Raw genomic sequence first — 19,449 nt, forward strand, 5'->3', positions numbered from 1 at the left:
ATCGTTTTCGAGGACTTCTCAGATGGAGTGCAGCGGACGGTCCCAGGGGGCCAGGTTGCTACGGTCCACGATCTGCTTGCCGAAAGGCGAGCAGGTGACGGGGATCATCTTCAACGACACGATCGCGTTGACGATGCCGACGATGGTCACGGCCTGGGCGATCGCGGCGATGACGTGTCCGAGCGCCAGCCACCAGCCGCAGAAAACGAACCAGATGAGGTTCATGATGCCGGAACCCACTCCGGCGCTCGGGCGTCGGACCACGGCCTTGCCGAAGGGCCAGGCGACGTAGGAGGCCATCCGGAACGCGGCGACGCCGAACGGGATGGTGATGACGAACACGCAGGCGATGATCCCCGCAATCGTGTAGCCGATCGCCAGCCAGATGCCGGCGAGGAGGAACCAGATCAGATTCAGCAGGGTGCGCATGAACTCAGCATAGGTACCGACGGGTTCCCGGTGCCTCAGGTATTCCCCTGATGCCCTCCCCGATCCGGCTGCGACCGGTGCGAGACGAAGGTGTAGCTGTCCGGGTCGAAACCGACGCCCCCGCCGAATGCGGCCTCCAGGGTGCCGTCGTGGGCCAGTTCGTGGGGGGTTCCGACGCGCATTCCGTTTTCCGGCCCGACCACCCAGAGCCGGTCGGCGTGCCGGGCCGCCACCTCCACGTCGTGGGTGCACACCACCACCGCGAGCCCGCGGTCGTGTGCCAGGTCCTGCAGCAGCTCGAAGACACGGATCCGTCCGGGCGGGTCGAGGAAGGCGGTGGGTTCGTCGAGCAGCAGCAACCGGGGGGCCTGCGCGATGGCGCGGGCGATCATCACCCGCTGTCGCTGCCCGTCGGACAGTTCCCACAGCATCCGTTTCGCCAGCTCTCCCGCCCCGACGGCTTCGAGGGCGGTGGTGACGGCCTCACGGTCCGAAACCCCGAGCCGCCCAGACCAGCCGGTGTGGGGGTGCCTGCCGAGAGCGACTACGTCGGCGACGGTCAGGCGTCCCGGGTCGACCCGGTCGGTGAGCACCACCGCGACCTGCTGGGCCATTTCGTCGCGCCGCATCCGCCCGAGGTCCCGGCCCAGCAGCCTCACGCTCCCGGCCAGCGGCGGCTGCAACCCACTGACGGTGCGCAGCAGGGTGGACTTCCCGGCCCCGTTGGGCCCGACCAGACCGACGAGACGGCCCTTCTCAAGGCTGGTGTCGAGCCCCGCCAGGACCACCTTCCTGCTCCGCCGGGTGCGGTACCCGACGGTGAGCCCGGCCAGTTCCAGGACGTTCACAGCGCGGCCCTCCGGCGTTGCAGCAGGATCCAGATCACCACGGGCGCCCCGAAAGCCGCGTTGATGGCGTTCAGGGGCAGCACCGAATCGCCCGGCAGCCCCGCGATGATGTCGGCGGTCAGTGCGAGCAGCGCCCCCGTCAGGGCGGTGGCGGGGATCAGGACGCGGTGATCGGATGTGTTGAACATGCCCCTGGCCAGGTGCGGAACCGCGATCCCGAGGAACTGGATGGGGCCACAAAAAGCGGTCACGGTTCCCGCCAGCACCGAGGTCAGCGCTATCAGCGCCATGCGCGCCGCCCTGAGGTTCAGGCCTACGCTCTGCGCGTAGCGTTCCCCCAGCAGCAGCGCGTTGAGGGGTTTCAACAACGCCAAGGAAGCCACCAGCCCCATTCCGATCACCGCGGAGATCAGCGGAAGATTCGCCCAGGTCACCCCGCCGTAGCTGCCGAACCCCCATCGCGAATAGGCGGCGATCAGCTGGGGGGTGGAGAAGGACATCATGACACTCACCCCGGCCGAGACCAGGTACCCGATCATCACCCCGATCAGCAGCAGGGTCACCGAGGAACGCACGGCATGCCCCACGAGCAACACCACGGTCATCACCGTTCCGGAGCCGATGGCGGATGCGACGACGACCGCCAAGTCACCGCCGAAGCCGAGTCCCGCGGTCAGGGCGGCAGCCCCACCGCCCCCGACCACGAGGATCACCGCCGCCACGCCGAGCGAGGAGCCGGCGGAGATGCCGAGGATGAACGGATCCGCCAGGGGGTTGCGGAACAGCGTCTGCATGGCCAGTCCCGTGACCCCGAGCGCCGCCCCCGCCAGGCAGGCCGTGATGGTGCGGGGCAGCCGGACGGAACCGACGATCAGCTGGGCGATGGGCCGAGTGGGTTGCCCCGTCAGCACCGCCCAGACCTCCTCGAGGGTGATCTGGGCGGGGCCGAGCACCAGGCCCGCGGCCACCGCCGCGGTCAGCGCGCAAACGAGGATCGCGAACCCGAGTGGGTGCCGCATCAGGCGGGCAGCTGCTCGTAGAAGGTGTAGTCCTGGTCGGCGAACAGCTCGGGATGGGCGGCCTTGGCGAGGTCACGCAGCACCAGGTCGGGGCGCACCACGCCCTGCTCCCAGTAGTCGTTCCCACCCGCAGCGTTGATGCGCTTGGTGGGGTTGTAGACCCGCCCGTCCTGGGCCGCCTTGATCGTCACCAGACGTGGATCGTCGGTGCCGATTGCGGAGATGGTGGGCCATTTCTTCATCATGTCGGCGTTGAGCCAGATGTCGGCCCGGGCGCCGGCCTCCAGCATCGTCTCGATCGCCGTCGGGATGCTGCTGTTGGACTCATCGTCGGCGAAGACGTACGTCATGCCGGCGTCGGCGAGGAAGGCGGCCACGTAGCTGCGACCCCCTGGACGGGCCCACTCCCCGTTGAAGGGGGCACCGGTGATGGCGGTGGGACGTTCGGTGGTCTGCTGGACCTTGTCCTTCACCGCCGTGTAGTCGGATTCGATCTTCTGGAAGACCTGGTTGGCGGTGCCCTCGGTGTTGGTGAACAGGGCCGTGAACTTCAGCCACTCCGACCGGCCGAGCGGGGTGTTCTCCAACCATTCGGAGTTGCCCACCACGGGTATCTTCAGCTCCCGGATCTTGTCATAGGCCGGGTCAGGAGTACCGCTGGAGAAGAACAGATCGGGGGTGGCGGCCGCGAGGGTTTCGACGTTGATGCCACCGGAATCGTTGCCGAAACCGACGATCTTGCCGTCGGCGATGAGCTTTGTGATGGGTTCGGACCAGACGAACGCCGGGGACTGCACCGCCGCCAGGGAATCGGTGGCCCCCAGCAGCTCGAAGGCGGGCAGTTGCGTGGTGGAGGAGGTCGCGGCTCGGTGCACCGGAATGGAGATGCGTTGCGCGTTGGCGAGTTCGGATGGCAGCTCGGGGTTGGCCCCGCACTGCACGAGGACGTAGGTCTCCGGCGAGGCGCCTTGCAGGGGTTCCTTGACCGTCACGGTCTTGTAGGAGCCGTGGTATTCCACCGTCACCCCGGTGGCGTGGGAGAAGCTCGTCTTTTCGGGGAAGTAGTCGGCGTTCGCGTCGTACTGGGTGACGCAGCCGTCGCTCCCGATTCCGGCAGGGGAGCTCGAGGCACCTCCCTCCGTTTGCGACGTTTGGGCGCAGGCCGTCAACGAAAGCAGGGCGACGGCGGCTAGGGCTGCGAGGGTGCGGGTTAGTTCCACGTTGATCACCAATCCTGGATGTCGCGTCCTTTTGGGATGGTCTTCACCGACAGTTCCTGACTTCCCGTTTTCGCGGGTCACAGTGGCGCGCCCGTTCCGGATTTCCACCGGATTCCTGCGCAGCGAGACTATGAGAAAACTTACCGCCAAACATTTGTCACCTCGACGGCGGGGCTCGTTATCCCGGTTATCATCGCGGGATGAAACCGCCCCGTCCCCAGCGCACCATCGTCAGTTTCGTGCGCCGCAACACCCGGATGAACGATTCGCAGCGGGCGGCCTGGGATCGTCACCGGGCCCGTTTCCTCATAGACGTGCCCGCCGCGGAGATGGACACGTCCATCGCCGACGACGCCCACGTCGACTGGGATGCGGTATTCGGCAGGCAGGCCCCACGAATCGTGGAGATCGGGTCGGGAAACGGGGATTCACTGGTGCCCATGGCCGCAGCCCGCCCCGAGAACGACTTCATCGCCTTCGAGGTGTTCCCACCCGGCATCGCCTCCACCATGGGGCGTCTGGGTCGCGAAGGGGTGGGCAACGTGCGCATCGTGCCGGCAAACGGCGCGCAGGGGTTAGCGGTGCTGTTCGACGATGCTTCCCTAACAGAGCTGTGGACCTTCTTCGCAGACCCGTGGCGCAAGGCCCGGCACCACAAACGCCGCCTGGTGAGCACGGAATTTGCCGACCTGGTGGCGTTGAAACTCCGGCCCGGTGGGTTGTGGCGGCTCGCCACGGACTGGGAGGACTACGCTTTCTGGCAGCGGGAGACGCTCGACGCCCATCCACGTCTCGAGAACCTCCACGACGACTGGGCGCCGCGGTACGAGGCACGCCCGGTCACGAAATACGAGGCCAAGGGCCTGGCGCAGGGCCGCAGGGTCTACGACCTGACCTACCGGCGGTTGCCGTGACCCGGCTGCGCATCGACCTGTCCTACGACGGCGGGGCTTTTCACGGCTGGGCCTCCCAGCCGGGGTTGCGGACGGTGCAGGGGGTGCTGGAGGACTCTCTGGGCAGGGTGCTTCGCCTCGACCCGGCACCTGCGCTCACCGTCGCGGGCCGCACCGACGCCGGGGTGCACGCCCGCGGCCAGGTGTGTCACGTCGACGTCGAGGACCCGGCCCTGTCCCCCACCGACCTGCTGCGCAGGCTGCGCAGGATCTGCCCCGGCGACATCGCCATCCGCGACGTGACCGAGGCCCCCGACGGCTTCGACGCCCGTTTCTCCGCGGTCTGGCGGCGCTACTGCTATCGCCTGATCGACTCCGCACAGGTGCCGGACCCCCTGTTGCGCAACCACGTGGTCCAGCTGCGGCACCCGCTGCACCTGGGCACCGCGCAGGAGGCGACGCGGCTTTTGACGGGGCTGCGGGATTTCGCCCCGTTCTGCAAGGCCCGTGAGGGCGCCACCACCATCCGCGACCTGCGGGAGTTCACCGTCACGCGGCGCGGCGACGGGGTGGTGGAGGTGCACCTGCTGGCCGACGCCTTCTGCCACTCGATGGTGCGAGCCCTGGTCGGGGCACTGACCGTGGTCGGTGCGGGACGCCGGAACCTGGCGTGGCTGGAGGAGGTCGCAAGCAGCGACCACCGCTGCGGGGAGGTGCCGTTGATGCCCGCCCACGGCCTGGTGCTGGAGGAGGTCGGCTATCCCGCCGACGAGCAGCTCGCCTCGCGTGCCCGCGAGGCCCGCGCCCGCCGAAGCCTGGAGAAGACATGAGCCACTACTTCACCAACGACCCCTCCCCCATGACCACCCGCGAGATCACCGCCACGGTGTTCGGACGCGAGTTCGTCTTCACCACCGCGAACGGGGTGTTCTCCGGTTCCCGGCTGGATCTGGGCACCTCGGTGCTGCTGCGCACCGTCGCCCCGCCGGAACACGGGAAGGTTCTCGACCTGGGGTGCGGGTTCGGGCCGATAGCGGTGGGGATCGCCGCGGCCAGCCCCGGGGTGCGGGTGGATGCGGTCGACGTCAATGAACGGGCCCTCGCCCTGACCCGGATGAACGCGGAACGCGCCCGGGTGGCTGACCGGGTGCGGACCTTCTCGCCCGACGACGCCGTCTACGACGAGATCTGGTCCAACCCGCCGATCCGCATCGGGAAGAAGGCCCTGCACGAACTCCTGCTCACCTGGCTGCCCCGGCTGAAACCCGACGGGACCGCGTATCTAGTGGTGAGCAAGAATCTCGGCGCGGATTCCCTCGCGACATGGCTCACCGAACAGGAATGGCCGACGGAGAAACTCGCCTCGGCGAAGGGCTTCCGGGTATTGAAGGTCCGGCGCGGCGGCGACTCGCCCAACTGACTGCCCCACGGGTCCTGAAAGGCTGCATAGGATTGGGAGGACCGTCGCGGCCCGGCCGCGTGCCCCGAACCGAGGAGTCCCATATGACCTACGTCCTGCCCGATCTCGACTACGACTACGGCGCGCTGGCCCCGCACATCGCCCCGGAGATCATGGAGTTGCACCACAGCAAGCACCACGCCACCTACGTGTCGGGGGCGAACACGGCCCTGGAACAGCTGGCCGAGGCCCGCGAGTCCGGCAATTTCGGCGGCATCAACAAGCTGGAGAAGGATCTGGCCTTCCACTTGGGCGGACACATCAACCATTCCACGTTCTGGAAGAACATGTCGCCGGAGGGCGGCGGCCGTCCCGATGGTGAGCTGGCCGCGGCCATCGACGAGTACTTCGGTGGTTTCGACGGTTTCCAGAAGCAGTTCAACGCTGCCGCCAACGGCATCCAGGGTTCCGGCTGGTCCATGCTGGTTTTCGACACCCTCGGGCGGCGTCTCAACATCAACCAGCTGTATGACCAGCAGGGCAACCTTCCGGCGGGCCAGATCCCGCTGCTGCAGCTCGACATGTGGGAGCACGCCTTCTACCTGCAGTACAAGAACGTGAAGGGTGACTACGTCAACGCCTGGTGGAACGTGGTCAACTGGCCCGACGTCGCCGAGCGCTTCACCAAGGCCCAGTCCTTCGCGTCCTGACCGCCCCCGAAGCTGATCGAGTCAGATTGGGGAACAGCAGCATTGCTCGTCCCTCCCCCCGTACACGAATCGCGGAGGTTCGACGGTTCAACGTCACCACACAACATGGCGGTTTCAAGTGGTGTGTGCAACGTTGAGTAGTTGTTCCATTTTCTCGGCTGGTGTGGCCCAGTCAAGTACTCGGCGGGGTCGGGTGTTGAGGAGGTCTTCAGCGTGTTGGACCTGGGTGTCGGTGATGTGGGTGAAGTCGGTGCCTTTGGGGAAGAAGTCCCGGATCAGGCCGTTGCTGTTCTCGTTGGTGGGGCGTTGCCAGGGAGAGTGGGGATCGCAGAAGTAGGCCTGGCAGCCCGAAGCGAAGGTGAAGCGGGCGTGTTGGGCCATCTCGATGCCCTGGTCCCAGGTGAGGGTCGTCATCAAGGTGGCCGGGAGTCGGCGGGCCATCTGGATCAACGCGTCGGTCACGGTGGTGGAGTCACGGCTGGTGACCCGTTGGATCATGGTGTAGCGGGTGGTGCGTTCGTTGAGGGTCACCAGGGCCGAGGTGCCGCCCTTGCCGATGATGAGGTCTCCTTCCCAGTGCCCGGGAACTGCCCGGTCCTCGACCTCGGCCGGACGGTTGGTGATGGTGGCCTCACCGATCCAGCTACGGCTACCCCGCCCGGACAGCCGTGACCGGGGACCTCGGGTGGTACGTCCGGAACGCAGGGCTTTCTCGACGGTGAGTTCATGACGCAGCCCGCCGGCGGCCTGGACGTAGAGGGCCTGGTAAATCGTCTCGTGACTGACCCACATCGTGGGGTCCTCCGGGAAGTCCTGACGCAGCCGGTGAGCGATCTGCTGCGGGGAATGTTTGTTGTTCAACCGTGTCACCACCTCGTCCCACAACGGTGTCCCGAGTACCAGCTTCCTGTCCTTGGGACGCCGACGTGACCAGTCTGCCAGCCGCTGCGCCGGCTGGGCCCGGTACCGGCCAGGACAACGCTTCATCTCCCTGGAGACCGTGGAACGGTGGACACCGAGTTCTGCAGCTATCTGGGAGGGCGGAACCCGGTCACCGACCCGAACCTCGATCAGGATCCGCCCCGCCAGGGTCAACCGGCCCTGCCCGTCACGCCACTGCGCTGGCTCTCCCACTTCCAACACCGGGTTCTCCCGTAACCGCCGCCGACGCCGCCGCGGACTGTAACGATGCTCGTTCAACCCACCAACCCCTCCCACCCGGCCCCTCGACAACACCATCCCCGCCTCGACAGCCACCTTCCTCACAGTGGAAGGACTACCACCCAACTCCCGCGCGATCGAATGACACGACCGGCCCTGCCCCAACAACACCAACATCAACCCACGACGCTGCTCATCCAACCGCACAACACACCTCCAGAAACTGTTGTTGCGCACACCCTCTGAACCCGCCCATTGGACCGTTTGTCTTCCGCGTTTCGTGTACAGAGGGGAGGGAGGTTCGGGGGCAGCGGTCAAGGAGCGGCCCGTGCGGGAAATCCACGGGACCCCTGATCCCACGGCACGTTCACTGTTCCAGTGGCGGGAGCAGATAATTGACCATGGACCGCGACCGTGCTCTTTCCCTGCTGGACTCGTACACGAGAACCCGTCTCGATGCCCGCTCCCTTCACCCGTTGCTCCTGGAACTGGCCGAGGTGTTGGACCGGGCCCCCACACAGGTGATCGGCCCGAGGCTCAGGCTGCGCTGGCCCCTCGATCCGAAAAACCTGCTGCAGGTCAAGGTCTTACCGCTGGCCTCACCCGGGGAACCGATGTGCTGGGTGGCCCTCCACGAGGTGATGGACGGCCGCCGGGCACTTCATGCCGACCACATGAACCTGAGATACACGGGATACCCCGAGTTTCGCTGCCGGCCTCCCTATCTCTGGAATCTCGGTCTCGTCCCACGCGACCAGTGGATGCAGGACATGATCTCCCCCGTGGTTTCCTGGCCCGCCCTGGTGCAGGGGGTCGGTGAGATGGTCTCCGGTCTGCCCGCCGAACTGGCCGCGCTCCCGGTGGAGTGGTTCGACGGAACCATCAGGGTGCACGATCCGGAATACGAATGCCTCGACCTGGAGATCTCGCGACACGGAATCAGGGCGAAGGCGAAGAATTTCCAAGGCGAACGGGGGGACCTGACAGCGGCCATGGTCCTGTCACCGGCGGCGTCACTCCAATTGGAGAACGCCTTCCTGGAAACATACGCCTCCTGTTTCTCCCGGGGTTTCCCCCTGGGCCACACGGGACTCAAGGCCACTTGCGAGAACGCACGCCTCAGTTCCTTCCGGATCATGGGCGACACATCCGAGAACCCGAGGTCGCAGCCCGATTTCCGGAGCCGTTTCGACGACCTTCTCGAAGCGGCGGACTGGGTGGACGGCCCCCACCAGGACGACTGCTCCTTCGAGGACCTGACCGCCCCGTTCCCCGCTTGGGAACCGGACCCCACGCAGCGGTCCGGACCCCGTCTCTCATTGGGTGAGGCCCGCAACTGGTCCTCGCCCCTAGCCCGCACTGGACCGCCCGTCCCGAACCCCACGGAACTGTGGTGGAAGTGGTGGTGAACCGAACCGAAACCGAGCTCCTCGAAGCCGGTTGAGCCAGCACGAGCGTTCATTTCCCGAAACCTGTTGGACCAGCACGTGAGCGCCCTTCTCTTCTGAAGCTAGTTGAGCCAGCACGTGAGCGTCAGCGAACGGCTGAGTCGAAACCACCACCGGCCCCCGGTAGCCAGAACCCGACCCCAGCACCCCGGACACCCTCACCATGGTTTCGACACGGACCACTCCTTCGTCGCGGCCCGGCTCAACCAACTTCCCCTCCCCTGAAGCTGGTTGAGCCAGCACGTCAGCGAAGCGAACGGCTGAGTCGAAACCACCACCGGCACCCGGTAGCCAGAACCCGACCCCAGCACCCCAGACACCCTCACCATGGTTTCGACACGGACCACTCCTTCGTCGCGGCCCGGCTCAACCAGCTTCAGGGAGGGTAAATCGGGGAACAGCAGCATTTCCTGCCTCCCCCTGTGCACGAGGAGTGATCCCGCCCTCACCCGACCCTGCCCACGGTGTTAGTCTCTTCACGTTCAACCAGGACGTGGCGCAGGGGCCGCGGCTCAGCGACCTCGGCGATTCGGCTTGGTGACGAACACCTTCCGGTCAGGCGAAGTTCGGTGAGAATCCGAGACTGTCCCGCAACGGTGCGTTGGGCGCGAGGCCCACGAGTCCGGTCGCCCTGCCCGGTGAGGCATTGACCACTCACGAGGATGAGCAGGGGTGTTTACGAACTCGTCCTGCCCAGCGAAAACCAGGAGCGACCCATGGACGTGTTCCCCACATCCCTATCCCGCCGCAATCTGTTCCGTGCCGGACTGGCCGCGGCAGCTGTCTCCATCACCGCCGGATGTGCCTTCCAGAAACCGGAGGAGGCCGCTTCCAGCGCAGCCAGCCCCGACGCCCAGGCGGTCCTCAAGCTCGCCACCGGATTCGCCATCCAGAACCTCGTCCCACTCAAAACCGGTTTCTGGGGCAACGAGTTCGGCTACGCCGAGCTGCTGTTGCGTCCCCAACCCGACGGCAACCCCACCGATTGGCTGCTGAAGGACGCCGTCAACGAGAGCGACCGGACCTGGCGGCTCAGCCTCAAGGAGGGCATCACCTTCCAAAACGGCAACCCGCTGGGCGCTGAGCAGTTGGCGGCCCTCATGACCTGGCACCTGGCCAACAACAAGACCGTCACGGAGCAACTCCCCGGAGCCACCGTCGTCGTTGACCAGGACAAGTCCCTGCTGCTGACCACCCAGGCTCCCACACCCGGGCTGCGCAACATCCTGGCCGACGAGGCCTGCTTCACCATCTTCGATCTGCCGAGCTACGAGGGCACCGGCGACGATCCACAAAAACTCATCGACGCCAAGATCTACACCGGTCCCTACGTTCCGGTTTCCCTGAGTGACGAGAAACTGGTGATGACCGCCAATCCCACCTACTGGAACGGGACCCCGGGGCTGGGTGGGGTCGAGGTTCTCTTCGTCTCCGACGCAGGGGCCCGGATCAAGGCCGTCCAGAACGGGGAGGTGGACATCGCGCTCTACCCGCCCACCCAGCAGGCCAAGAGCCTGGAGGGCGACACCCGGGCGAAGTTCAGTCTGGGTGAACCCGGCGGCCCCAGCTTCTGCCTCACCATGAATGTCGCCAAGCCTGTGCTCGCCGAGGCCAAGGTGCGGCGCGCCCTGCTGCGTCTCATCGACTACAAGGCCCTCGCCACCGATGTGATGCAGGGCTTCTACGAACCCGTCAGTTCCTTCTACGACCCGAAACTCCCCTATGCCATCGACATCTGGAAGACCGATGTGGCAGAGGCGGAACAGTTGCTCGGTGAGGCGGGCGCTACCAAATCCGACAGTGGCTGGCTGCTGAGCAGCGGGGAACCGATCGCCTTCGAACTGCTGACCTATCCGCAGCAACCCGATTCCGACACCCTCGCCCTGGCCCTGCAGGCCCAGTTCAAGGAACACGGCATCCGGGTCACCATCCGGCAGGTCTCCGACACCACCGCCGAGATGGAGGGCAGCAACTGGGACATCGGCGTCGTCAGCAACGGGACCGTCTCCTTCGGCGGCAATCCCATCCCGCCCCTGCAGCGTTACTACCGCACCGGCGGGAACCGCAACTACTCCCACATCAGTGACCCGGAGTTGGATGCCCTCATCGATGAACTCGCCGTCACCCTCGACGAGACGGCGGCCAAGGACCTGCTGGTCAAGATCCAGCAACTCATCGGCGATCAGGGCTACAACGGTTTCTGTGGTCGCCGCCGCCCGGCAGTGGTCGTCGGACAGCGGGTGCCGAACTACACCCCGCAGCACGCCCTCATCTGGGTGGACGCCTCCACCCGCGTCGGCGCCTGAACCACGATGTACGCCCTGCGGCGTCTCGGGCAGGGGCTGCTCTCCCTGCTCGTGGTGAGCATCGCCATTTGGTCCCTGATGGCCTTCACCCCGGGGGATCCCGCCCTGCGGATCCTCCAGGCCCGGGGCATCCTGGAACCCACAGCGGAGCAGGTGGAGTTGCTGCGCGCCGAACTCGGCCTGGACCGTCCCCTGATCCTGCGCTACCTGGATTGGATGACCGGTCTGGTGCGTGGCGATCTGGGACCGTCCTGGGCGACGGGTCGTCCCATCTCCGACGAATTCCTCAGCAGACTGCCCGCCACCGTGTTGCTGACCGTGGTGGCGCTGCTGCTGGCCCTGGCCCTCACCATGGTGCTGGGGATCCCGGCGGCGCTGTGGGCGTCGCGTTGGCCTGACACCCTGTCGCGTGGATTCGCGCTGGTGGCGCTGTCCCTGCCTTCCTTCCTCATCGGGGTGGTGTTGGTGGAGGTGATCACGCTGCGTCTCGGGCTGGGACGGGTCCTGGCCGACGGCACCATCGCGACGGTGTTCCTCCCCGCCCTCACCCTGGCCCTGGGACCTGCCGCCACGTGGTCACGGCTGTTGCGCACCGGACTGTTGGAAACCCGTAACGCGCCCTTCCTCAGCGTGGCCCGGGGTCGGGGAGCTTCCAGGAACTATCTGCTCACCCGGCATCTGCTGCCCCATGCCGCCCCACCCATGTTGACCGTGATCGGGCTCAGCGCCGCGGCCCTGCTGGGTGGCGCCCCCGTGGTGGAGACGGTGTTCACCTGGCCGGGTGTGGGGTTGTACGTGGTCAAGGCCATCGACACCCGCGACCTCCCCGTCATCGCCGCGACGGCCCTGTTCGCCGTGGTGGTCTACCTGGTCACCAGTCTGGTCACCGATCTGCTGCTGGTCCGGATCGATCCCTCCCGGAAGGCGACGACATGACCACTTGGCGCGCCCTGTGGCGGCACAGGGAGGGGCGGCTGGGGATCGTCCTGGCCGTGGTGCTGGCCCTGCTGGTGCTCGCCGGACCGCTGTTCGCGATGGATCCCGACCAGGTCGACTACCGGGCGCAGCTCCAGGCACCCAGTCCCGGTCATCTCCTCGGCACGGATCAGGCCGGTCGTGATCTGCTGGCCCGTTCCCTCGTCGGCGGCACCACATCTTTGGGGGCTGCCGTGACGGTTTTCCTCATCACGTCAGCCGTCGGGATGCTCGCGGGGGTCGGGGCCGCGTTGAGCGGAGGAGTGGTCGACGCGGTCATCAGCCGGTTGATCGACATCATGCTCGGTCTGCCCTCCCAGGTGCTGGCGTTGGCCATCGTCGGTCTGCTCGGCCCGAGTTTCCCCAATCTGATCCTGGCGATGTCGATCACCGGCTGGGCGGGGTTGGCCCGGCTGGCCCGCACCTGCGCCCTCGGGTGCCGGCAGGAACCCTATGTCCAGGCGGCGCGCATGGCAGGGGTGTCGTCGTGGCGGATCCTGACCGGACACATCATCCCGATGGTCTGGAACCAGGTGATGGTGTTGGCCACCCTGGACATCGGATCGACCATCCTGGCGTTGAGTGGTCTTTCCTTCCTCGGGTTGGGAGCGCAACCTCCGACGGCGGAGTGGGGCAACATGCTCTCCGAGGTCCGCAGCACCTCGGCCGCGGCGCCCTGGCAACTGATCGGGCCGGGGCTCGGGTTGTTCCTGAGCATGGCCGCTGCTGCTCTCATCGCCGACGGGCTACGGGATGTCACGGAGGTGGGCAATGCCGTCGCGTGAACCGCTCATCACCGTGGAGGCGTTGAGCGTAACCTATCCCAACGGGGTGAAGGCCCTCGATGAGGTGAGCGTGGAGATCCCCACCGGGGCTCGCGTAGCGCTGGTTGGTTCCTCCGGGTCCGGGAAGTCCACCCTGGTCAAGGCACTGTTGGGGCTGCTGCCCATCGGCAGTGAGGTGACAGGACGGGTCGAGGTGACCGGAATCGACATGGTGCACGGCGATCCGGAACGGATCCGGGCCGCCCGGGGACTGGTCGTCGGATACATCGCACAGGATCCCTACGCGGCCTGCGACCCGTTGCGCAGCATCCGGCACCACATCGAGGCGGCCTGGCGGATGCACCGGCTCAGGCCCCCGGAGCAGGCAGCCCCCAGCCAGCTCGGCTCGGTGGGCATCGAGGATGCACAACGCCGAGCGCAGGAACGACCCCACGCATTTTCGGGTGGGATGTTGCAGCGGGCATCAATCGCGGCGGGCACCGTGCATCATCCCCGGCTCGTCCTGGCGGATGAGCCGACCAGCGCCCTGGATGCGGAACTCGCCGACGGTGTGCTTGGGCTGATCGACGAACGTTCCACGGGGCTGCTGCTCATCACCCACGACCTCTCCCTGATCGGGGAGCACTGTGACCGGACCCTGGTGATGCACCAGGGGCGGATCGTCGAGGACGGGGCCACCTTGGAGTTGCTGACCCATCCCCAGGCCTCGGCGACTCGACGTCTGGTCGAGGCCTGTCCCCGTCTCAATACGGCACCCGGTGATCCCCGGCCGGCCGGGCGGCCCGTGATCCGGGCGCAGGGGCTCACCCACGGTTACGGAACCCCCTTGTTCCAGGACCTGGATCTGACGGTGCGGGCCGGTCAGGTGTTGGGAATCCAGGGGCCGAGCGGCTGCGGTAAATCCACGCTGCTCCGGTTGCTCGCCGGATTGGAGAAACCCCAGGCGGGCAGGGTCGAGTTCCTACCGGACACCGGCGCGGTGCACCGACGACCCGCGGGTTTCGTGATGCCGGTGTTCCAGAACCCGGTTGGCAGTCTGTCGCCGCGTTGGCCGATCTGGCGTTGCCTGGCCGAGCCGTTGCGGGCGCGCGGGGAACGCCGGAGCAGAGCCGAATGGGTGGAGCTGGCGCAGGAGAAACTGTCCGAGATCGGACTCGGCGCGGTGGATCCCCGCCGCAGGTCCCGTGAGCTCTCGGTGGGGCAGGCGCAACGTGTGGCGATCGCCCGCGCGATGGTCGCCCGGCCCGCCGTCATCGTCGCCGACGAACCAAGTGCCAGTCTTGACGTGCTGAGCGCCCAGGTCAGCTGCTCCATGCTCACCGCGGCAGCTGACGAAGGGGCTGCGGTGGTCGTCGTCAGTCATGACACCGCCCGGTTGCAGACGATGGTCGACCGGTTGCTGGTGTTCCGGGACGGGGTGGTGCGACAACAACGCTGAAGGGAGTCGCGCCCGGCCCGAGTCGAAACCACCCTTTGAAGCTGGTCGAGTCAGCACGTGAGCGTTCTTTCCCCAAGCCGGTCGAGTCAGCACGTGAGCGCCCTTTTCCCAAGCCGGTTGAGCCAGCACGTGAGCGCCAGCGAACGGCTGAGTCGAAACCACCGGCAGCCGAAAAGCAGACCCCGCCCCGGCTCCCCGGACACACCCAAATTGGCCTCGACCCGATCTACTCGCTGCTGTTCGCAGGTCGGACTCGAATGGTCTGCGAAGGAATCGGAAGGTTCCTATTCGTATGCCGGCGTGCCCTGCGGTGTGAAGAATCGCGCTATGACCACGTCGCCGCCCAGGACGATCTCCACGACGGTCCCGGAGGGATGCTCCCATGCGACGTATCGGGGGTCCTCCACCTCCACGCGGAAGGGTGTGCCCCAGGCCCGGGTGCCTGCCTCCTCGTAACGCAGGAAGCAGTTCCGGAGCGGTTCGTCGGCGGAATCCGCCTTGGCCAGGGTGCAGGAAAGCACCGTCACCACCCCGGAAGAATCCGGGAGCGCCACCACGGTGGAAGGACCGGTGGGACCGCCTGCGAACCGCCATGGAAACCCGTCCCTACTCCAGCCCAGGGAGGCCGCGGCGGCGCGACCCGAGAAGGTTTCCAGGTCGATGGGCCAGTCGAGGGCGGCCACTTGGTCCACCCAGGAGAGAAAACCGTTCAGGGACAGGGCGGTCATCGCTTTACTCCTCGGACAGCGTGGGAATGACAGGTCCGGTTCCGCCCCATTTGATGAGCAGTTCTCGGTTCGGGCTGAATCGTGCGTACCGGATGCCACCGTCGTTGTCGACCGTCACCAGTTCGTAGACGACACGGACGGCGCCTGCCGCCAGGTTCCTGAAGAACTCGCGGTGGCTTCCAGTTTCCTTCAAGCGGCGCAGTTCCTGGACCAGGCGGGGATCCTGGCCGTCTCCGGTCAGGAGATCCGTGAGGTATTCCAGGCTCCCCCGCTCGGCGATGGTGCCGTCGGAGATCCTCCGGCATCCCCAGATTTCGTAACCGTCGATCTCGGTTTCGCAGACGATCAGGCGATCGCACTCGTCGACTGCGACGTGATTGAGTTTGCCGGAAACCGCGGACGCGTCCCAGCCGTTCCCGATGATGACCGTGTATCCCAGGTCCCTGCTCCGGTGGTATGCCGCCCTGGCCAGGATGTTGGCGGTGGAGTTCCGGTAGGTGACAGTAGATGCGGCGGACCGCGAGAGCATCTGATACGCCTCGTAGGCCCGCTCCAGCCTCGTGGGATCACCGCCGTGCACTACCAGGGCAAGCTCGCGTGCTATCTGGCTGTCGGTCTTGTCCATGGGTCACGCCTCCTGCCGCAAGTGTAGGCCGGGAGGGTCCGGTGAGCTCTTGGAGCCCCCGGTCACTGCCCCTTCCCCGCCCATCCCCACGATCAGCCGGCGGGCGTTGCGTTGAGGTTGCCGGTTTCCGGCGGGGGCGCAGGGCGGGTTGCTGAATCAGGTGTGTTCTCGTTGGAGGCCGAGGGTCGGGAGGTCGAGCTCATCGGTCCCGACACTACGCTCCTCCTCAGGGATCTCATCACGATAATCAGGATAACTCCACGCCTTATAGACGAGCCGCTTCGGAGAATCAACACCACCAATGTCCCGAAGCCGAATGACACACGCCCGAACAACGTTTCGGATAATGACGCTGGGTGTGGGCCAGGGAAGCTCCTGCTTCCACGTGAAACCATCCTCATCAGGGGCAAACCCCAACTCCCGGAACTCCGCCTGCTGCGCATCAGTGAAAACGACCCGCTGGTTCCCGGCATTCAACATGGACAACTCAGCAGTCATGGTGGTGTTGTGACCAAACGCATAGATCCCACCAAACTGCACAAACGGCGTCCCCGCCTTCCCGGCTTGATCCGGCACACCAACAATCAAAATCGTGTGCGACGGAAACGCCATAACAGTCGAAAACAACCTCTTCTCAAATTCATCCCACATCATATGCCCAAAACTCCTTCACACATAGACCACACCAAAAAACGAAACAGCCTCCCCCACAAGACCCACTAGCGGTTCCTCTCAAGGCCTGCCCGCCCTTACTTTTTCTAGAGGAACTGCCTCCGCCCCTCCGGGGTGAAGAACTGAAACAAGACACTCCAACACCCGCTTGTCACCTGAGTGAACATGTCCCCAGGGAACCTCCACGTCACACCAGGCCCATCCCCAGCCTCCAGCAGGAAAGGCTCCCCCCACGCCTTCCTCCCGGCAGCCACACAGGACACAAAATGATCATTCAACTCAGCAGCACCTTCATCATCCTCGGTCTCATTCGACGCCATGGGCAAAAACAGATTGCGCACATTCCCATCCCTGTCACTACTGATATTCGTCACTGCATAATCATTGTCAGGGAGCACGTTGAACCACGTCGGTCGCGAGGTAGGCGTCCAGCCCAGTTGTTCAGCGTAGGGGGGGGAAGTCGTTGAGTTGGATGGGCCACGGAAACTGCACGAGCATGTTGGTCCAGGTGATGAATTCTTGCGGGGGGAATATGATCATTATGTTTCTTTCTTGATGAATTCGGCGATGAGTTGTCCGTCCTTGAGTTTGAGGATGACCTTACCACCGAGATCAAACTGCCCCACCCTGACGGTGCCGTCGGTTCGAGCATTGACCATCTCGTAGACGACCTCGACGCCTTCGGTTTTCAGTTTCTGGAAGAAACCGGCGTGTTCTGGCGAGTGCTCCAAAGCAGTCAGAGTTTCGAGGAGTCTCGGATCCTGGTTCTTGCCGCTCAACAGGTCCATCACGTACTCCGCGGTTCCCTGCTGCGCCCGGGGACCCGCAGCGGTCTCCCGGCTGCCGAGTCCAGGGCTGTCACCGCCCTTGTTCTCCCCAACCACCAGCCGCGAATCGCCCTCGGTGCTGAACCGGTCCCCCTTCCCCGCACCGGTGGGTTTCGCCCCATCAGGGGTATCGGCGGGTTCACCCAGCAAATGTTTGCGACCCATACCGTTTGCTCCCGGGGCGTGGTCGAGAGTGAGATGATGCCCCGCACGATCCCCCGCCCACTCCGAGACCTTTCGCAAATCAGACGCAGAATCCGCAGCGGCCTCGAGACTATTCCTGATCTGCTCTGCCTTCGCTTGTGATTCGGGATCCAATTTGTGGCTAGTGTTTTTGACTTCTTCTGCAAGTTTCCTATAGGACTTGTCAGTGGTGTCGAGTTGCAGTTTCTTACCGTCTCGCGTTTTAAGGGTTTCAATGTCATTGATCGCCTGAGTGGCCGCACGACGATCCGTGCGTGCTTTGGTGCGGGCCTCATCCCAGATACGCGTATCAGCCTTAGTGCGTTCAGCCAGCGCGGGATTGTTCCAGTCATGATCACCCAACAGGATCTTCCGGGCGTAGTACTTGATGCCCTTGGGCCTGTGAGCATACGGATCCTCCGCAAACTGCCCATTATCGGAATGCCGCAGCCTGTCGTCTTGGCTCCTGAAAGTCCCTTCCGGATCAGAAGCGTAGTGTTTCCGACCATCACCACGATCAACCTCCACCGGATCGCCGTGGTCATCGTAGAGAGGATTCCCCTTCTCGTCGTAGCGAGGAAGATCATCTATCGGATCATTTCCCGAACTCGATGTCCCATGATCCGACCCATCACCACCAGAACCAGAACCCTCATCCGGATGACGATGATCATCCACACCATCAACCCCGTCGCCACGCCTGTCACCGGGATGCTCACTCCGGGCGGGGTTTTCATACGGGTCGGGATGCTTGTTCCGTCCCGGGTGCTCGTCCGGGCTGGAATGCTGGGACAACGCCCAGCACGAGAGCTTCTGGTCCACCTTGAAGACCGAGTTCTACGACCGCCACGAGTTCGCCACCCACGCGCAAGCGATCCAGGACATCAGCACCTGGATCGAAACCGTCTACAACCGCCGCCGGCGCCACAGCACCCTCGGTCAGATTCCCCCAGTGACCTACGAACACCAAGGCCATCACCACGGCCAACCAGGCCGCTTAACAGATGCCCACCAAACAGGGTCAACCCCATCAAAACACTCCCCGTGGAGCAGCAACGCGAAGCAGCCCAGCGAGGAAACCGACGGTGAGGCGCTGAACCGGGCGCGGGCTGCCCGGTTTCCACGCGGCAATAGGATGGGATCGTGTACGACGTCTCGGTGGTGCTGTTCGAGGACTTCGAACTGCTTGACGTGTTCGGACCGGTCGAGCTCCTTGCCCGGCTGCCCGAGGAGTACCGGATCGTCTACGTGGCGCCCGAATCCGGCCCGGTTCGCAGCAGCCAGGGAGCGGAGATCGTGGTCCCTGCATCCTTGAAGAATGCAGCGCCCGCCGACATCGTGCTGGTACCGGGAGGTCCGGGCACGCGTCGCCTGGTCCGCAACCAGCAATTCCTCCAGATGCTCACCCAATTGGCGGCCCCGGCGGCGATCATCGTCTCGGTGTGCACGGGTTCGGCGGTTCTGGCGGCCGCTGGTTTGTTGAACGGTTACCGGGCGACCTCCAACAAAAGAGCTTTCGACTGGGCGTCAGGACATGGGGACGGGGTCACGTGGGTGCGCAGGGCGCGGTGGGTTCACGACCGGAACCGCTGGACCTCCTCCGGGGTGGCGGCCGGCATGGACATGACGGCAGCGTTGATCGGTCACCTCACCGGTCCGGAAGCCGCGACGACAGCCGCCCGTGAGATCGAATTGGAGATTCACCCCGACCCCACGCGGGATCCCTTCGCAGACCCCCGGTGACAACTCTCAGGGCATCATGCCTGCCGTTACGATGCTTCGT

At 65.3% G+C, this 19,449-nt stretch carries 19 protein-coding genes, 2 pseudogenes and 1 riboswitch; of the genes and pseudogenes, 11 read left to right on the top strand and 10 right to left on the bottom strand.

Features of this window, described 5'->3' with window-relative positions; genetic code table 11:
• Window positions 1–18: 18 nt before the first annotated feature.
• The 4 genes from EL272_RS10470 to EL272_RS10485 are packed head-to-tail and all read right to left on the bottom strand — an operon-like array spanning window position 19 to window position 3,525.
• Complete coding sequence (locus EL272_RS10470; RefSeq protein WP_014847169.1) at window positions 19–429, bottom strand: YccF domain-containing protein; 411 nt, start codon at window positions 427–429, stop codon at window positions 19–21.
• Between the two features lie 35 nt (window positions 430–464).
• Window positions 465–1,277 carry an ABC transporter ATP-binding protein gene (locus EL272_RS10475; RefSeq protein ID WP_014847170.1) on the bottom strand — a complete coding sequence of 271 codons (813 nt, stop codon included), beginning with the start codon at window positions 1,275–1,277 and terminating at the stop codon, window positions 465–467.
• Entirely contained in the window at window positions 1,274–2,296 is a 1,023-nt protein-coding gene (locus EL272_RS10480) for an iron ABC transporter permease (RefSeq protein WP_061788369.1), read from the bottom strand. Before EL272_RS10480 ends, EL272_RS10475 begins: the two co-directional genes overlap by 4 nt.
• Window positions 2,296–3,525 carry an ABC transporter substrate-binding protein gene (locus EL272_RS10485; RefSeq protein WP_041696565.1) on the bottom strand — a complete coding sequence of 410 codons (1,230 nt, stop codon included), beginning with the start codon at window positions 3,523–3,525 and terminating at the stop codon, window positions 2,296–2,298. Before EL272_RS10485 ends, EL272_RS10480 begins: the two co-directional genes overlap by 1 nt.
• A 41-nt stretch (window positions 3,526–3,566) precedes the next feature.
• Window positions 3,567–3,634: riboswitch (cobalamin riboswitch) on the bottom strand.
• A gap of 82 nt (window positions 3,635–3,716) precedes the next feature.
• On the opposite strand from EL272_RS10485, the gene trmB reads away from it, so the two are divergent.
• From trmB to EL272_RS10505, 4 genes are all read left to right on the top strand, one after another.
• The gene (gene trmB, locus EL272_RS10490; RefSeq protein WP_061788370.1) at window positions 3,717–4,430 is read left to right on the top strand and encodes a tRNA (guanosine(46)-N7)-methyltransferase TrmB; all 714 of its coding nucleotides are present in this window, start codon (window positions 3,717–3,719) and stop codon (window positions 4,428–4,430) included.
• Window positions 4,427–5,239, top strand: coding sequence for a tRNA pseudouridine(38-40) synthase TruA (truA, locus tag EL272_RS10495; RefSeq protein WP_061788371.1), 813 nt, complete (start codon window positions 4,427–4,429; stop codon window positions 5,237–5,239). Before trmB ends, truA begins: the two co-directional genes overlap by 4 nt.
• On the top strand, window positions 5,236–5,829 hold the full coding sequence (locus tag EL272_RS10500; RefSeq protein ID WP_061788372.1) for a class I SAM-dependent methyltransferase: 594 nt from the start codon (window positions 5,236–5,238) through the stop codon (window positions 5,827–5,829). Before truA ends, EL272_RS10500 begins: the two co-directional genes overlap by 4 nt.
• An 83-nt stretch (window positions 5,830–5,912) precedes the next feature.
• Complete coding sequence (locus EL272_RS10505; protein WP_061788373.1) at window positions 5,913–6,518, top strand: superoxide dismutase; 606 nt, start codon at window positions 5,913–5,915, stop codon at window positions 6,516–6,518.
• 114 nt (window positions 6,519–6,632) lie between these two features.
• On the opposite strand, the gene EL272_RS10510 is transcribed toward EL272_RS10505, so the two are convergent.
• The gene (locus tag EL272_RS10510; RefSeq protein ID WP_244926071.1) at window positions 6,633–7,661 is read right to left on the bottom strand and encodes an IS30 family transposase; all 1,029 of its coding nucleotides are present in this window, start codon (window positions 7,659–7,661) and stop codon (window positions 6,633–6,635) included.
• A gap of 419 nt (window positions 7,662–8,080) precedes the next feature.
• Here EL272_RS10510 and EL272_RS10515 point away from each other — a divergent pair, with 419 nt between their 5' ends.
• The 5 genes from EL272_RS10515 to EL272_RS10535 all read left to right on the top strand — a co-directional run bounded on the left by EL272_RS10515 (window position 8,081) and on the right by EL272_RS10535 (window position 14,631).
• Complete coding sequence (locus EL272_RS10515; RefSeq protein WP_061788449.1) at window positions 8,081–9,088, top strand: hypothetical protein; 1,008 nt, start codon at window positions 8,081–8,083, stop codon at window positions 9,086–9,088.
• Between the two features lie 701 nt (window positions 9,089–9,789).
• Window positions 9,790–11,433 (top strand): ABC transporter substrate-binding protein, encoded by a 1,644-nt coding sequence (locus EL272_RS10520; protein ID WP_082793938.1) that lies wholly within the window; start codon window positions 9,790–9,792, stop codon window positions 11,431–11,433.
• A gap of 6 nt (window positions 11,434–11,439) precedes the next feature.
• Window positions 11,440–12,369 carry an ABC transporter permease gene (locus EL272_RS10525; protein ID WP_061788446.1) on the top strand — a complete coding sequence of 310 codons (930 nt, stop codon included), beginning with the start codon at window positions 11,440–11,442 and terminating at the stop codon, window positions 12,367–12,369.
• Entirely contained in the window at window positions 12,366–13,193 is an 828-nt protein-coding gene (locus EL272_RS10530; protein ID WP_014847179.1) for an ABC transporter permease, read from the top strand. Before EL272_RS10525 ends, EL272_RS10530 begins: the two co-directional genes overlap by 4 nt.
• On the top strand, window positions 13,180–14,631 hold the full coding sequence (locus EL272_RS10535; protein ID WP_061788445.1) for an ABC transporter ATP-binding protein: 1,452 nt from the start codon (window positions 13,180–13,182) through the stop codon (window positions 14,629–14,631). Before EL272_RS10530 ends, EL272_RS10535 begins: the two co-directional genes overlap by 14 nt.
• 284 nt (window positions 14,632–14,915) lie before the next feature.
• Here the strand turns inward: EL272_RS10535 and EL272_RS10540 are convergent, their stop codons facing one another.
• The 5 genes and pseudogenes from EL272_RS10540 to EL272_RS15290 form a co-directional block, all read right to left on the bottom strand.
• Window positions 14,916–15,359, bottom strand: a complete 444-nt coding sequence (locus tag EL272_RS10540; RefSeq protein WP_061788444.1) for a DUF6301 family protein — start codon at window positions 15,357–15,359, stop codon at window positions 14,916–14,918.
• Window positions 15,360–15,363: 4 nt separating this feature from the next.
• Window positions 15,364–15,984 (bottom strand): hypothetical protein, encoded by a 621-nt coding sequence (locus EL272_RS10545; protein ID WP_061788443.1) that lies wholly within the window; start codon window positions 15,982–15,984, stop codon window positions 15,364–15,366.
• Window positions 15,985–16,140: 156 nt separating this feature from the next.
• On the bottom strand, window positions 16,141–16,638 hold the full coding sequence (locus tag EL272_RS10550; RefSeq protein WP_061788442.1) for a TY-Chap domain-containing protein: 498 nt from the start codon (window positions 16,636–16,638) through the stop codon (window positions 16,141–16,143).
• A gap of 104 nt (window positions 16,639–16,742) precedes the next feature.
• Window positions 16,743–17,099 (bottom strand): annotated as a pseudogene (locus EL272_RS16055) (DUF6301 family protein); the annotation flags it as partial.
• Window positions 17,100–17,195: 96 nt separating this feature from the next.
• Entirely contained in the window at window positions 17,196–18,488 is a 1,293-nt protein-coding gene (locus EL272_RS15290) for a hypothetical protein (RefSeq protein WP_164722360.1), read from the bottom strand.
• Window position 18,489: 1 nt separating this feature from the next.
• Here EL272_RS15290 and EL272_RS16060 point away from each other — a divergent pair.
• Together EL272_RS16060 and EL272_RS10560 are read left to right on the top strand one after the other, a co-directional pair.
• Window positions 18,490–18,576, top strand: a pseudogene (locus tag EL272_RS16060) (hypothetical protein); the annotation flags it as partial.
• 233 nt (window positions 18,577–18,809) lie between these two features.
• Window positions 18,810–19,409 (top strand): DJ-1/PfpI family protein, encoded by a 600-nt coding sequence (locus EL272_RS10560; protein ID WP_061788439.1) that lies wholly within the window; start codon window positions 18,810–18,812, stop codon window positions 19,407–19,409.
• The last annotated feature ends 40 nt before the right edge of the window (window positions 19,410–19,449 follow it).

It is taken from the genome of Arachnia propionica (assembly GCF_900637725.1).
In the GTDB taxonomy this organism is placed as follows: Bacteria; Actinomycetota; Actinomycetes; order Propionibacteriales; family Propionibacteriaceae; genus Arachnia; species Arachnia propionica.